The organism is Desulfonatronospira sp. MSAO_Bac3, from assembly GCF_003838035.1.
Classification (GTDB): domain Bacteria; phylum Desulfobacterota; class Desulfovibrionia; order Desulfovibrionales; family Desulfonatronovibrionaceae; genus Desulfonatronospira; species Desulfonatronospira thiodismutans.
Map to the genome: position 1 here is coordinate 1 of NZ_QYZY01000228.1, position 13,021 is coordinate 13,021.

15 protein-coding genes are annotated in these 13,021 nt (G+C 54.4%); 7 read left to right on the forward strand and 8 right to left on the reverse strand.

Features of this window, described 5'->3' with window-relative positions:
• Positions 1-510, forward strand: a 510-nt coding sequence (locus D5S03_RS07760; RefSeq protein ID WP_287043348.1) for an HIT family protein, incomplete at its 5' end; no start/stop codon positions are given.
• On the opposite strand, the gene radA is transcribed toward D5S03_RS07760, so the two are convergent.
• From radA to D5S03_RS07790, 6 genes are read right to left on the reverse strand one after another with little or no spacing between them, the layout of a single operon-like run.
• Entirely contained in the window at positions 471-1,817 is a 1,347-nt protein-coding gene (gene radA, locus D5S03_RS07765) for a DNA repair protein RadA (RefSeq protein WP_008870442.1), read from the reverse strand. The genes D5S03_RS07760 and radA overlap by 40 nt on opposite strands.
• Before the next feature lie 5 nt (positions 1,818-1,822).
• The gene (locus D5S03_RS07770) at positions 1,823-2,635 is read right to left on the reverse strand and encodes a DUF3426 domain-containing protein (protein ID WP_008870443.1); all 813 of its coding nucleotides are present in this window, start codon (positions 2,633-2,635) and stop codon (positions 1,823-1,825) included.
• 27 nt (positions 2,636-2,662) lie between these two features.
• A complete protein-coding gene (gene hpt, locus D5S03_RS07775) occupies positions 2,663-3,187 on the reverse strand; it encodes a hypoxanthine phosphoribosyltransferase (RefSeq protein WP_008870444.1) in 525 nt (174 codons plus the stop codon).
• 14 nt (positions 3,188-3,201) lie between these two features.
• Positions 3,202-3,669: an N-acetyltransferase gene (locus tag D5S03_RS07780; RefSeq protein WP_287043350.1), complete on the reverse strand. Its 468-nt coding sequence runs from the start codon at positions 3,667-3,669 to the stop codon at positions 3,202-3,204.
• Position 3,670: 1 nt separating this feature from the next.
• Positions 3,671-4,186, reverse strand: coding sequence for a TlpA family protein disulfide reductase (locus D5S03_RS07785; protein ID WP_008870446.1), 516 nt, complete (start codon positions 4,184-4,186; stop codon positions 3,671-3,673).
• Positions 4,187-4,189: 3 nt separating this feature from the next.
• The gene (locus tag D5S03_RS07790) at positions 4,190-6,583 is read right to left on the reverse strand and encodes a homocysteine S-methyltransferase family protein (protein WP_287043352.1); all 2,394 of its coding nucleotides are present in this window, start codon (positions 6,581-6,583) and stop codon (positions 4,190-4,192) included.
• A gap of 468 nt (positions 6,584-7,051) precedes the next feature.
• On the opposite strand from D5S03_RS07790, the gene D5S03_RS07795 reads away from it, so the two are divergent.
• The 6 genes from D5S03_RS07795 to rpiB are packed head-to-tail and all read left to right on the forward strand — an operon-like array spanning position 7,052 to position 12,131.
• Positions 7,052-8,041 (forward strand): sigma-70 family RNA polymerase sigma factor, encoded by a 990-nt coding sequence (locus D5S03_RS07795; RefSeq protein WP_040418569.1) that lies wholly within the window; start codon positions 7,052-7,054, stop codon positions 8,039-8,041.
• Positions 8,034-8,807, forward strand: a complete 774-nt coding sequence (locus D5S03_RS07800) for an HD domain-containing protein (protein ID WP_008870449.1) — start codon at positions 8,034-8,036, stop codon at positions 8,805-8,807. The genes D5S03_RS07795 and D5S03_RS07800 overlap by 8 nt, the downstream gene beginning before the upstream one ends.
• A gap of 3 nt (positions 8,808-8,810) precedes the next feature.
• Positions 8,811-10,517, forward strand: coding sequence for a tetratricopeptide repeat protein (locus D5S03_RS07805; protein WP_008870450.1), 1,707 nt, complete (start codon positions 8,811-8,813; stop codon positions 10,515-10,517).
• Positions 10,514-11,269: a hypothetical protein gene (locus D5S03_RS07810; protein WP_008870451.1), complete on the forward strand. Its 756-nt coding sequence runs from the start codon at positions 10,514-10,516 to the stop codon at positions 11,267-11,269. Before D5S03_RS07805 ends, D5S03_RS07810 begins: the two co-directional genes overlap by 4 nt.
• A 29-nt stretch (positions 11,270-11,298) precedes the next feature.
• Positions 11,299-11,670, forward strand: a complete 372-nt coding sequence (locus tag D5S03_RS07815; RefSeq protein WP_008870452.1) for a hypothetical protein — start codon at positions 11,299-11,301, stop codon at positions 11,668-11,670.
• A 26-nt stretch (positions 11,671-11,696) separates the two neighbouring features.
• Positions 11,697-12,131, forward strand: a complete 435-nt coding sequence (rpiB, locus tag D5S03_RS07820) for a ribose 5-phosphate isomerase B (RefSeq protein ID WP_008870453.1) — start codon at positions 11,697-11,699, stop codon at positions 12,129-12,131.
• Positions 12,132-12,178: 47 nt separating this feature from the next.
• Here rpiB and ahbA read toward each other — a convergent pair whose 3' ends face one another.
• On the reverse strand, positions 12,179-12,625 hold the full coding sequence (gene ahbA, locus D5S03_RS07825) for a siroheme decarboxylase subunit alpha (protein WP_287043358.1): 447 nt from the start codon (positions 12,623-12,625) through the stop codon (positions 12,179-12,181).
• A gap of 20 nt (positions 12,626-12,645) precedes the next feature.
• Positions 12,646-13,021, reverse strand: a 376-nt coding sequence (locus D5S03_RS07830) for an SPASM domain-containing protein (protein ID WP_287043356.1), incomplete at its 5' end; no start/stop codon positions are given.

The window sequence follows — 13,021 nt, forward strand, 5'->3', positions numbered from 1 at the left end:
AAGGAGTATCTGGAAGAAACCGGACAGGATTTTTTCCGGGACTATATCCGTTGTCTGCGCAACAATACCCGCCTGGACGGAGGCAAAGGCGAGGAAAGCCTTGTTGTGCACGAGGACAAACACGTCCTGCTCTTTGTTCCCAAGGCCCAGGTCTCCCAGTGGGAGCTGCAGCTTTTGCCCCAAGAGCAGGTGGGAAGCATCCTGGAGGCGGATGACGAGTGCAGGCGGTCTCTGGACCGGGCCATGCTGCTGGCCCTGCAGATACTCGAGGGGCTGGGAGCCAGGATGGTTACGAGTATAGAATATTCCGGCAGATTCACCAGTCCCGGCCTGCAGCGCCTCATGTACTCTTTTCTGCCCAAACTGCCCTGGTCGCCAGGGTCCTTCAGCGAGGCTCAACACCGGTTTATCTGCGGGCATTACCCCGAGGATTTTGCAGCGGCCTGCAGGAACCAGGCTGCTGAAATTCTTCAGGATCCGGGATTATTTGAGCCAAAGAGCATATCCTGAAGCTCCATGATGGTGGATATGCCGGTGTCCGACTCGGGGCTTCTGGGGCAGAAGACGGGTTTATAACCCAGCCTGAAGGCCTGTTTTAGGCGGATATCCTGCCCCAGTACCGGCCTGATCTGACCGTTTAAATCCACCTCCCCCCAGAAAATGGCCCTTTCGGGCAGGCTCTGGTTGTGAAACGAGGAGAGAACCGCCGCCACAAGGCCCAGATCAAGACCCGGATCCACCAGTTTAAGCCCGCCCCCTATCTTGGTGTATATATCCGACTGGGCCAGGCTGCGCTGCAGTTTCTTTTCCATGACCGCCAGGAGAAGGTGCAGGCGGTTCAGGTCAAAACCCAGGGCTGTGCGCCTGGGGATGCTCAGAAAACTGGGCGTGGCCAGGGCCTGGACTTCCACTGCAAAGGGCTTGTGCCCGTCCACGGCCATGACCACTGCTGTCCCGCTGAGGGCCGGGTCCCTGGCCTGCAGGAAAAAGGTCGAGGGGTCCTGGATTACTTCCAGTCCCAGAGCGCCCATCTGAAACATGACCAGCTCGTCGGTGGGTCCGAACCTGTTTTTAATGACCCGCAGAATACGGAAAAGATGCTCCTTGTCCCCTTCCAGGTAAATGACCGTGTCCACCATGTGTTCCAGGAGCTTGGGACCGGCAATCTGGCCTTCCTTGGTCACGTGTCCCACCAGGAAGATGCAGGTTCCGGATTCCTTGGCGGCTTTGATGAGGCTGGATGAGACCTGTCGGATCTGTGTGGGGGCCCCGGGCATGGAATCGGATTCAGAACTGCTTATGGTCTGCACTGAATCGATTATCACCAGTTGATACGGGCCGTGGGACGAGAGGGCGGCCAGAATATCCTCCAGGGAACCGGTGGCCATGGCCTGGAGGTTCTCCTGGTCCAGGCCGAGCCTCTGGGCCCGGGATCTGATCTGGGGCAGGGATTCTTCGCCGCTTATGTAAAGAGTGTGACCATCCTTTGTCCCTGCAAGGCTTAGAAGCTGTAAAAGTAGTGTGGATTTACCGATACCCGGCTCACCTCCCAGAAGTACGACACCCCCCGGGACCAGCCCTCCTCCCAGTACGTCGTCCAGTTCCTGCATGCCGGTGGGCATATGGTCCGCCCGGGTGAGGTCCACACTGGAGAGTCTGCTTGGGCGGCTGGCGGGGGAGACGTTTTGTGTCTTGCCCTGCGTGGAACCGGACCTGGCCTCCAGGGTGTTCCACTCGCCGCAGCCCGGGCATTGCCCCTGCCAGCGCATGGCACTGGACCCGCAGGAGGTGCACACATGTATAGTTCTGGTTTTCATGCGGCCTATTCCGGAATGTGGGCCTCTATTACCTCCAGGCCGAATTCCTGGACTTCTTCAGGGGGATTGAAAAAAACGGTCATAAAGGGAGTGGATTCCCCCGGCTCAATATGCTTATTGTTGGTCAGGATGCCCAGCTGGGAGGTCAGAGTGGACTCAAGCTCGTCTCTCGAGGAAACCTGCAGCTGGAAAAGTGAGGCGGCATTTCCGGCCAGAAACTCCTTTTCCTGGACCACCTGTTCCTGATTATCGTACAGGGCCGCCCGGAGTTTGATGCGGGCGCGGGGCGAGTCGAATTCGTTCACGGCCCGGCCCTCCACCACGAAAAGCTGCCCTGTTTCCTCGTTGTTTACAAAGTACTGCCGGACATTCTCCAGGGAAATATCCCGGACGTCCTCTTCTGTAAACACCTCTTTGCGGGGAACTTCTTCAGCGTCTCTTTCAGAGCTGACAAAGGGAATATAGACGTGCTGGGCGATTTTGGGCAGGGCTACGTAAAGACTGGCGGCGACGATTAAAAAAAGCGCCAGGACCGCCCCGATCTTTTTCAGCCTGGGCCTGCCTGCTTTGCCGGTTTTTTCCTCCGGGGTGATCTCAACATGCATGTCGTCCCGGGAGGGTTTTTCCGGGGCAGTGTCTGCGCTTTCCCGGAGAGAATCGCCGGGGTCCGGCGGCTGCTGGTAAGCCTGGTCTTCATCGTTTAGGAATGAAAGGGTGAAGACATGCTTGCAGCGGGTACACCGGACTTTTTGATCCTCTTTGAGCCTGGAGTCGTCAAAGCGGTACTTGGTGCTGCAGTTTGGGCACTGAACTGTCATAGCTGGTTCTCATGCATTTTTGGCTGATTATTCTTGCGATGGGTCAATGGCATAAATGCCTGGAAGGTTTCTGTATTTTTGAGCCATATCCAGGCCGTAGCCCACCAGGAAGCCTTTTTGCACACGAAAGCCGCAGAAATCCACACTGACTGGAAGCTGCCTGCGCTCATGCTTGTCTATCAGGGCACAGATCCGAACAGAGCTAGCCCCTCTGGAAAGGAGCATCTGTCTGAAGTAATACAAAGAAACCCCGGTATCAACTATATCTTCCACCACCAGCACGTTTTTTTCCCAGACATCGGTCTCCAGATCGTTTTTGACGGTCACCTCGCCTGAGGTGACCGTATCGTCCCCATAGCTGGACAGACGGACAAAATCAATCTCCATGTCTATTTCCAGGCTTCTCACCAGGTCTGCAAAAAAAACAAAAGCCCCCTTGAGCACGCACACTCCCAGGACTTTTTCCCGGCCGTAAAAAATGGAGATTTCCCGGCCGAGATCCTGCACTCGTTTTTTTATTTCATCCCGGGCAAAGACCTCTCTTAAATTCAAGGCAAAGTCCTTTTTTACATTTCCGTAAGCATGGCAATTTCGTCGCAATCGGGGAACTTGGGGCAATTGAGGCAATCGGCCCACACCTTCTGGGGCAGCATGTCCTTGGAGATTTCCCTGAAACCCTGCCTGGCGAAAAACTCCGTCTGGTAAGTCAGGGTAAAGACCCTGTATATCCCCAGGGTCAAAGCTTCGCTTAGGCAGGCCTCCACCAGCCTGCCCCCCCAGCCCATGTGCCGTATGCTGGAAACTATGGCCAGGGAACGGATTTCGGCCAGGTTGTCCCAGACAATGCTCAGGGCGCAGCACCCCATTATATTGTTGCCGGGATCATCGCACACCACGAAATAGTCCCTCAAATGACTGTAAAGGTCGCTGTAGGACCTGGGCAGGAGCAGGTCCTGCCTCGAGCAGTTCATGAGGATCCCGTGAATGGACTTGACGTCCCCGATTCTGGCTTTGCGTAAGTAAAGCTTGTCCAATTTAATCCGCCAGCAGCCGGTCCAGTTCTTCCTGCAGGATTTCATAGTCCACGAGGCTTTCATGGACTTCGGCCAGGTTTCCTTCTGCGTCATATATCAAGGTGTAAGGAATGCCGGTGATATCGTAGGCATCCATAACATCCTGGGATGATATATACACCGGGTAGTTCATGTTTTTTCTTTCCATGAAGTCAGGAACAGCCCGGGGGTTAAAATCAAGTGAAATGCCTATGATGCTCACCCGATCCGGGCTGTAGTCCTGCCTGATTCTTACCAGGTCTCGAATTTCCGCCCTGCACGGCGCACACCAGGTTGCCCAGAAGTTGAGGATAAGCACCTTGCCTTTTTCATCTTCAACGAGTTTTTCAATTTCCTCCGGGTCCACCTCTTCCGGTACAGAGCTGTCATCTGCAGTGGCTGCCAGAGGCAGGGCAAGCAGCAGAGCCAGGCAGATACATGCAGAAAGGGCCGCTGCATGAAGGTTCTGGAAGGTTCCCCGGCAGTATTTTTTGTGCATGATCTACTCCGAACAAAGCTTGCGGGCGAGTTTAACCGCGGACACGGCATCCCGGGCAAATCCGTGCGCCCCGATTCTTTCGGCATAAGCCTGGGTGACCACGGCACCGCCTATCATTACCTTGCACTTCAGTCCCTCTTTGTGCAGAAGCTCCACGCAGTCCTGCATTTTGACCATGGTAGTGGTCATGAGGGCTGACAGGCCGATGACGCTGGCTTTTTCCTCCCTGGCCTTTTTTACTATTTCTTCCGCCGGGATGTCTATGCCCAGATCCACCACGTTGAATCCGTAGTTCTTGAGCATCAGGCAGACGATGTTTTTGCCTATGTCGTGGATGTCCCCCTCCACTGTGGCCATGAGGACCGTGGGGCCCTGCTCCTGCTCGTCCTGCTGCAAAAGGGGCTGCAGGTATTCAAAGCCCTTTTTCATGGTCTCGGCGCTTAAGATCAGCTGAGGCAGAAACAGTTCGCGTTTTTCGTATTTTTCCCCGACGATGTTAATGGCCGGGATCATCTCGCCGTCCACAAGCTGGAAGGCCTGTTGCCCGTCCTGGATTTCCTTTTCCAGAAGTGGGACTATATTGTCTTTTTTGCCCCGGATGACGGCTTCCTGGATCGGGGATTCAAACTCCTGGCCGTCCTGCTCCCCGGGTGCATGCATTTCCCCGGATTCCCAACCGGCGTAGCGCATGGTGAATTCCTGGGCCTGGCTGTCATGTCCCAGCAGGGCGCTACAGGCATCCATGGCTTCCTTCATGCGGGTGGAGCGGGGGTCGCCGATGAAGGCGTTGAGCCCAGCCCCGGCGCACATGCTGAAGAAGTGTGCGTTAATGAGTTCCCTGGCCGGAAGTCCAAAGGATATGTTGGAAAGACCGGCCAGAGTGGCCAGCCCCCATTTTTCCCGGCAGTGTCTTATGGTCTCCAGGCAGTCCATGGCCGCCATGGGGTGTGATGAGACGGTCATGATGAGTACGTCAACGATGATCAGCCTGCGGGGAATGTTCAGCCTGTCTGCCCTTTCCAGGAGGTCTTCGATGATCTGGAGACGTTCGGCGGTGCTTTTCGGCATCCTGCCTCCGCTTAAAGGCAGCAGGATGAAAGGAGCGCCGAAGTCGCGGCAGATGGGCCCCAGGCGCTCCATCTTGTCCTTTTCTCCGCTTATGGAATTGACCAGGGCGCTGCCCGGGTATTCCAGGAGGGCATTGTGAATGGCCTGTACATTGCTTGAATCTATGGCCAGGGGAGAGTCGAACCTGGATACCAGTTCACGGCAAAGGGCCGGCAGTACCTTTTCTTCTTCCACCATGGGCGCACCCACATTGACGTCCATGATCCGGGCGCCGGAAGTAAACTGTTCTTCGGCGATCTCCAGGGCCCGGGTAAGCTGAAATCCCTGCAGCTGGGCAGCCAGGTCCTCCTTGCCCGTGGGATTTATCTTTTCCCCGATAAGGACAGGTGCAAACTGATGGCCAAAGGGCAGGGTCCTGCTTCTGGAGGTAAGAACTATTCCCGGCTGCTCTGTGGGTGTATTGGGCTTGTAAGAAGCACTGGCGGCCATGTTTTTCAGGGCCTTGATGTGCTCCGGAGTAGTCCCGCAGCATCCGCCCAGGAACTTGGCCCCCATGTCCAGGAAGACCCGCAGCTTGTCCGCGAATTCCTCCGGGCCTACTTTGAAAACTGTTTCCCCGTCCTCCAGTACAGGTATGCCGGCATTGGGCTGAATAAGAAGAGGTGTGCAAAGCCTTGGCTGCATGGCCTGAACCAGGGGGACGAATTCTTCGGGTCCACAGCTGCAGTTGATGGCGATTATGTCCGCACCCAGGTTCTGCATTGTGTCCACAAAGACTTCCGGGGAGGTCCCGGTAAGGCTGGTCCCTTTTTCAAAGGTCATGGAGATGGCCACGGGCAGGCTGGATTCAAAGCGGGCAGCCATGACCACTGCCCGGGCCTCTGCCAGGTCCAGGTGGGTTTCCCCAAGGATCAGGTCCGCGCCTCCACGGGCCAGCCCGCGCACCTGCTGCCTGTATGCCTCCAGAACTTTGTCAAAGGTCATGTCTCCCAGGGGAGGGAGCATTTTGCCGGTGGGGCCGATGCTTCCAGCCACGAAGCCGTGGTCACCGGCAGCCTGCCTGGCTATCCCGGCCATTTTTTCGTTGAATTTTTCCGCATCCACCCCGGGGTCCAGCTTGAAGGTGCTGCCGCCGAAGGTATTGGTGGTGATAACCCCTGCCCCTGCCTGGAGATAAAGAGAGTGTACTTCGCGGATGGCTTCCGGGTTTTCCTGCCCGAATTTTTCAGGGGAGTACCCTGCCTTGAGCCCCTTTGACTGCAACAGGGTGCCCATGCCTCCGTCAAATATCCCGATTTCGTTGTTGGATAAAAATTTTGTGAATTGCATTCAAATGCCTATATACCTAATCCGGCTCAAGGTAAAGGGAAGTTTTGCTGGTCTGCCGGCCAGCACGTCCTTTCCCTCGAGCTGGTTGTAAGCATCCATCTTGGCCCTGAACTTCTTGGCAAAATCAATACAGTATAAAACACTATCATCTTCGATTGCTACTTTTTTAAATTAGGCTGGCACGCTAACCACATTGAACACCAGAAGTCAAACAGGCGCAACGAAAACAGGGATTAAGCGGGGTCAGGTCTTCTCTTGATATTTACCTGTTGAAAAACATTGATAATGGATGATAAAAGATTTATAAAATTATTTCTGAACCAGAGCTGAGTATGTTTTGATTTTAAAATCTCCACGCATTGGGGTATATAAGTTGTATGGACATAAACAACAAACAAAGGCGGTCACTCAAATAATTTTTGAAATATAATACGATTAAAGGGTCTTATGACCATAGACAAGGATAATATGACTCAAAGAAAAAAAGAAAGACAGGATATAAAAGCACCTGAAGAAGGTCAGCTGGATGAAAAGAAGGTGGCTGAGAAGCTGGAGAGTGCCGTGGGCAAAGAGGTCAGTCCGTTGCCGGGCAATACTCCCATGCCCATGGACGCCCTGCGCATTTACCTGCGCCAGGTGGGCAATTTCCCCACCATGTCCGCTGAAGAGGAATTCGAGCTGGCCAGGAAGTTCAGGGATGAGGGCAACCAGGATGCTGCGTTCATGCTCATTACCTCCAACCTGCGCCTGGTGGTCAAGATCGCCATGGAATTTCAGCGAAAATGGATGAAAAACGTCCTGGACCTGATCCAGGAAGGCAATGTAGGCTTGATGAAGGCCCTGAAAAAATTCGATCCGGACAAGGGAATCAAGTTTTCCTATTATGCCTCTTTCTGGATCCGGGCCTATATCCTGAAATTCATCATGGACAACTGGCGTATGGTCAAAGTAGGCACCACTCAGGCCCAGCGCAAGCTCTTCTACAATCTGAGCAAGGAGAAGCAGAGGCTGGAGTCCATGGGCATAACTGCGGACGCGGATGCCATATCCCAGAGCCTGGATGTTTCCGAAACAGACGTGGTGGAAATGGGCCAGCGCCTGGGCCAGCATGACCTCTCCCTGGACATGCCTTACAACGAAGATTCTGATGTGACTCCCATGAATGTAATCCCGGCCCTGGGCGACGGGGCCGAAGAGATACTTCTGCAGGGAGAAACGGCCCAGCTTCTGCAGCAGAACATAAAGGAGCTGATGCCGAAGCTCAGCGACAAGGAAAAAGATATTATTGAAATGCGGCTGCTGGCGGAAAGCCCGGTCACCCTTCGAGAGATCGGTGAAAAATACGGCATAACCAGGGAAAGGGTCCGCCAGATAGAATCCAGGCTGCTTGGCAAGATCAAGGCCCATATCCAGGAAAACATCGATGATTTTTCCAGGGAGTGGATCGAGGATGCTTGAGGAACTGAAAAGCGTTCAGGAGCAGGCCCGGGTCATGGCAGGGAAGTACAGTCTGGGCTTTTACACCCGCTACAGCAGGGAGCATGCCCGCTCCAAAGAAATCTTCTTCAGTCACCCGCTTATACAGCGCCTGCGCGAGGACGTTGTGCCCTTTCTCAATGATGGATTCGGGCACGGGATAGAGCACTGCAAGAAGGTCAGTATTGACGCCGGCACACTTGCACTCATCGAAACCAGGTCGTGGCTGGATGTCAAGGCCGGCAAGCGCATCACCCTTCTGGCCCAGATGGCCGGCCTTCTGCATGACATCAGCCGGCATGAAAGGGATCATGCCCGGAAGGGGGCGGAATTTTCAAGGATAATCCTGCAGTATTACCCTCTCGGACCGGAAGAGCTGGATGGACTGGCATTTGCCGTGCGCAACCACGAAGCGTTCAGAGAGGTTCTCGAACCTGCAGATCAAAGGCAGGCGGTTTTAAGCGACGTACTTTATGACGCGGACAAGTTCAGATGGGGACCGGACAATTTCGTCACCACCCTCTGGGAGATATGCTCCTGCGAGGAATGGTCCCTGGAAGATATCATAGACAGGTTCCCAAAGGGACTGTCATACATTGAAAAGGTGCAGGAAACCTTCAGGACTTCCACTGGACGCCTTTACGGCCCGGAATTCATCCAGTGCGGCCTGGAAATGGGCAGGGCCCTGTACAGGAACCTGAGGGATCAGTACAGTGACAGCCTGGAGCATAATCTGCTCAGGGATTGAAGAATGGGTAAAAAAATTCTGGTTATCATGATTGCGGCTGTGGTCCTGGGCTGCGCCCCTAAAACCCAGCAGCCCGAGACGGCGAAAACAGGCCGGGAGCTGACTCCCCAGGCCCAGGTTACCTACCATTACCTGAAGTCCCTGGACTATCAGGCCGCAGGGGACCACGAAAAGGCCGCCCTTGCCCTGGAAAAGGCTCTGGTTCTGGGTCCGTCTGTGCGCCTGTATCAGGATCTGGCCAGGGAGTATCTGCGTCAGGGGGAAAAACAAAAGGCCGTGGATATTCTGCAGGATGCCACCGGGATTTATCCCCGTACCCCTGAACTGTATTTTCAGATGGCTGAATTTTACCTGGTCAAAGGTGACAGGTCCGGGGCTGTAAAGGCCCTGGAAAAATACAAGGATCTGGTGCCGGAGGATCTTGACGTTTACGAGGACCTGGCTGCATTTTATATCGAAATGCGTGATTATGCCGGAGCAGTGGATCTTTTGCAGGAAATCCCCCCGGATGAAATGACCCCGGAGATGCATTACTATATGGGCCGGGCCAAAAGCGAACTCGGCGAGAAGACAGACGCGGTGGCTTACCTGGATAAAGCGGTGCAGGCCCGACCGGGATTTATGCAGGCCTGGGCTGAAAAGGCCTTTATATATGAGCAGGAAAGGGATTACCTCCAGGCCGAGAGAATTTATCAGCAGCTGCTCAAGATGGGCGAGAGAAGCCCGGACCTGATTCTTCGAATTGTGGAGCTGAACCTGCTTTTGAATGATCCTGAAAGGGCCGTGGCCATGTTCGGCAAAGGCCCGGATGAAGTCCGTTTTCAGCTGGATATGGTGAACCAGTTTATCCGCAATGAGTTTTACGAGCATGCAGATATTTTACTGCAGGACATCGCTGCTGAGAGTGATTACCCGGACACCATGTATTTTTACTTTGCTCTCATAGCCTACGAGGGCCGAAACGATCCACAGCTGGCCCTGGACTATCTTTCCAGGATTTCCAAAGAGGATTCTTATCATCTGCAGGCCCTTTCCTTCAGGGTCCAGATCCTTTTTCATGAAAAGAACTACCAGGAAGCCCTTGAATTGTCCCGCAAGGGCCAGGAGCTTCATCCCGGGGAGGACAGGGTTCACCTCTTTGAAGCCATTGTCCTGGAAGCCATGGAAGAATACCAGGAAGCCAGGAAAGTTCTGGAAAAAGCCCTGGAAAAATGGCCCGGGCAGACTGATTTCCTGTTCCGCAAGGGTGTAGTGCTGGATAAAAGCGGCAAAACAGAAAAGTCTCTGCAGATAATGGAAGAGATCATCGCCCTGGACCAGGAGCATCACGAGGCCCTCAACTACGTGGGCTACACTCTGGCCGACCAGGACAGGGACCTGGACCGGGCCATGATCCTTATCAAGAGGGCGCTGGAGCTGGATCCTGGAAATGGCTACTATATTGATTCACTGGCCTGGGTATATTACCGGCAGGGAAGCTATGAAAAGGCCTGGGAGGAGATTCTGGCTGCAGTGGAACAGGTGGATGACGAGGCGGTGATCTGGGAGCATTACGGGGATATAGCCAAGGCCCTGGGAAAACGCGAACATGCCCTGCATGGTTATGAAAAGGCCCTGGAACTGGACCCGGAAAACCCCGAACACCTCAGGGAACAAAGGGCAAAAGTCAAGGATATGCCTGAAAACGAGTCAGCAAAGGCCGGTCCATGAAATTTTACTGCGGCATTTTGTGCCTTCTGCTATCCACATTTCTTGTTTTTTCCTGCGCCCCCAAGCGCATCCCCGTGGAGAGGCCCCCGGAGGTGGTATGGCAGGATTTCTGGGAGCAAAGCTCCAGTTTCCAGGAAGACCAGGAGTTTTATATCCAGACCAGCGTGAACTATTCCACCCCGGACCAGCAGCGCAGGGTGCAGGCGGCGATATGGGGTTTTGCAGGTTATCCGGTGCGCATGGACATCTCTGCCGGTTTCGGCCAGACAGTTTCCATGTGGCTGGAGGATGAACTGAGGTGGCAAGCCTATAATCCCGGAGAAAACACCCGCTACATACATCACGACGGAAGCAGGGGGGCGACCCTCCTGGGTTTTCCCACACCCATGGGCCTGAGGGAGACCAGCCTTGTACTTCTGGGGGATTTCCAGCATCTTGTCCCCCGGGAGTATCACCGGGTTGAATCCCATGAGAATATGTGGAAGTATTACTTTGAAGACGAAAACATCACGAGCGTTGTACTGGAGCAGGACGGCAGTCTGAACATGATCAAGGGTGATGGATGGCATGTGGAGTTCAAGGGTATTGAGCAGGAAAACGACCTGTTTTATTTCTCCAGGCTGGATATGCATCTGTCCGAGGACAAGGAGGCCGTAATCCGCATCAGGTCTGTGGATGTGGACAGAACCTGGGATCAAGAGCAGATGAGCCTGGACCCTCCAGATGGGACACGGACTATATTCCTGCATTAGTCAACTTCCAAAACACACGGAGTAATCACATGAGCTTTCGGGAACAAATGGATCGTCTGGTGCGCAGCTTCGAGCTTAATCCCTGGCAACTCTTTCTGGTGGGCTGGCGTCTTATTCTAAGCGAGATACGCTGGAATTTCACCCGTATGTTCAGGCAGTGGGAGATCCGGCAGATGAAAAAAAGGCTGGACCAGGAGAAGCTCAAGCTGGCTGAGGCGGTGGTTTCCGGTACCTCAGGCCGGCAGGAGGCCCTGAACCTGAAAGATTCGGATCTCGATCTGGTCCTGGGTCAGGTGAGCTTTCTGGAAGAGGAAATATCCCACCTGGAAAACGAACTCCAGGCCCGGCGCAGAGCCTTTCTGGAAAACCGCATGTCCAGATACCTGGGCCGGCAGGATTAGACCGCTTGCATAAAGGCGAAAGAATCATGAATAAAACCGTGGTCTTTGGTTCGGACCATGCAGGGCTGTGGCTGAAAAGGGTCCTGATGGACCGTCTAAGTAATGACCGGCAGACAATAGACGTGGGGACCGAAGATGATTCCAGCTGCGATTACCCTGTTTACGCAGGCAGGCTGTGTGAAAAAGTCCTGGAGCTTCAGTGCCTGGGTGTTCTCATCTGCGGTTCCGGCCTGGGCATGTCCATGACAGCCAACCGTTTTCGGGGAATCCGGGCAGCTCTTTGCTGCAACGAGTACATGGCCAGGATGGCCAGAAAGCACAATAACGCCAATGTCCTGTGCATGGGCGAAAGGGTCATTGGAGTGGATCTGGCCGGCAGCATCCTGGATGTCTTCCTGGAGACCGGATTTGAGGGGGGCAGGCATGCAAAGCGCCTGGATATTATTGAGGAAATTGCCTGATCCCCGGCCCCTGGATCTTTATGCGCAGGGGGTGCATAGTCCCATTTCTATTCCATGGGAAAATCCACCTTGATCTTGAACATGTTCCTGGCGGGCAGGTTCAGGATTTCTATGCCGGTTACGGCGGTGATCTGCTGTAAGGATTCCTGTACCTTTTCCTTAGACGGCCCTATATAAGTAAACCAGACATTATTTCTGTGTCTGCGCAGGTAGTTGTGGGTAACCCCGGGATGCTGGTTTACCTCGGTTATGAAGTCCTGCAGCTTTTCTTCCGGAACCGCAGCGGCGCACAGGGTGCTGTGCCAGCCCAGCTGCCTGGAATTGAAGTTTCCGCCAATTCTTCTTATCACCCCTTTTTGCTTCAGGCTCCTGACCCTGGCCAGGGTCTCGGCCTGGGTAAGCCCGACCATCCGGCCCACTGTGGCATAGGGGCTGGGATCTATGGGAAAATCCGTCTGGATTATATCCAGGATTTTTTTGTCGGTCGCGCTCAGTTCCAAGGGGCCTCTCTTTTTTAGCTTTTTACCGGTTCATAAGAGCAAAGAGGTTCCTGAGCCAGGTAGTCCCCGCTCATGGTATGGGCTCTGGCCCGGCATCCCCCGCAGACACGGTGGAATTCACACTTGCCGCACTTGCCTTTGTAGGCGTTTATGTCGCGCAGGGCACTGAAATGCTGCGAGCTTTGCCATATTTCAGGAAAGGGCGTGGTCTTGATGTTGCCGCAGTCCAGTTCCAGGTAGCCGCAGGGCTGTACCTGGCCCACATGGGAGATAAAGCAGAAGCCGATGCCGCCCAGGCACCCCCTGGACATGGCGTCCAGGCCGAAGTTTTCCCTGGTGACAGCCACGTTCTCCTCCCTGGCCCGCTGGCGCATGATGCGGTAGTAATGC

Excerpts from the sequence above, each read along its gene's own strand:
- rpiB (WP_008870453.1), top strand. The coding sequence starts at position 11,697 with ATGAATAAAACCGTGGTCTTTGGTTCGGACCATGCAGGGCTGTGGCTG.
- D5S03_RS07770 (WP_008870443.1), bottom strand. The coding sequence starts at position 2,635 with ATGACAGTTCAGTGCCCAAACTGCAGCACCAAGTACCGCTTTGACGAC.
- D5S03_RS07790 (WP_287043352.1), bottom strand. The coding sequence starts at position 6,583 with ATGCAATTCACAAAATTTTTATCCAACAACGAAATCGGGATATTTGAC.
- D5S03_RS07815 (WP_008870452.1), top strand. The coding sequence starts at position 11,299 with ATGAGCTTTCGGGAACAAATGGATCGTCTGGTGCGCAGCTTCGAGCTT.
- radA (WP_008870442.1), bottom strand. The coding sequence starts at position 1,817 with ATGAAAACCAGAACTATACATGTGTGCACCTCCTGCGGGTCCAGTGCC.
- D5S03_RS07810 (WP_008870451.1), top strand. The coding sequence starts at position 10,514 with ATGAAATTTTACTGCGGCATTTTGTGCCTTCTGCTATCCACATTTCTT.
- D5S03_RS07800 (WP_008870449.1), top strand. The coding sequence starts at position 8,034 with ATGCTTGAGGAACTGAAAAGCGTTCAGGAGCAGGCCCGGGTCATGGCA.
- D5S03_RS07785 (WP_008870446.1), bottom strand. The coding sequence starts at position 4,186 with ATGCACAAAAAATACTGCCGGGGAACCTTCCAGAACCTTCATGCAGCG.
- D5S03_RS07795 (WP_040418569.1), top strand. The coding sequence starts at position 7,052 with ATGACTCAAAGAAAAAAAGAAAGACAGGATATAAAAGCACCTGAAGAA.
- D5S03_RS07805 (WP_008870450.1), top strand. The coding sequence starts at position 8,811 with ATGGGTAAAAAAATTCTGGTTATCATGATTGCGGCTGTGGTCCTGGGC.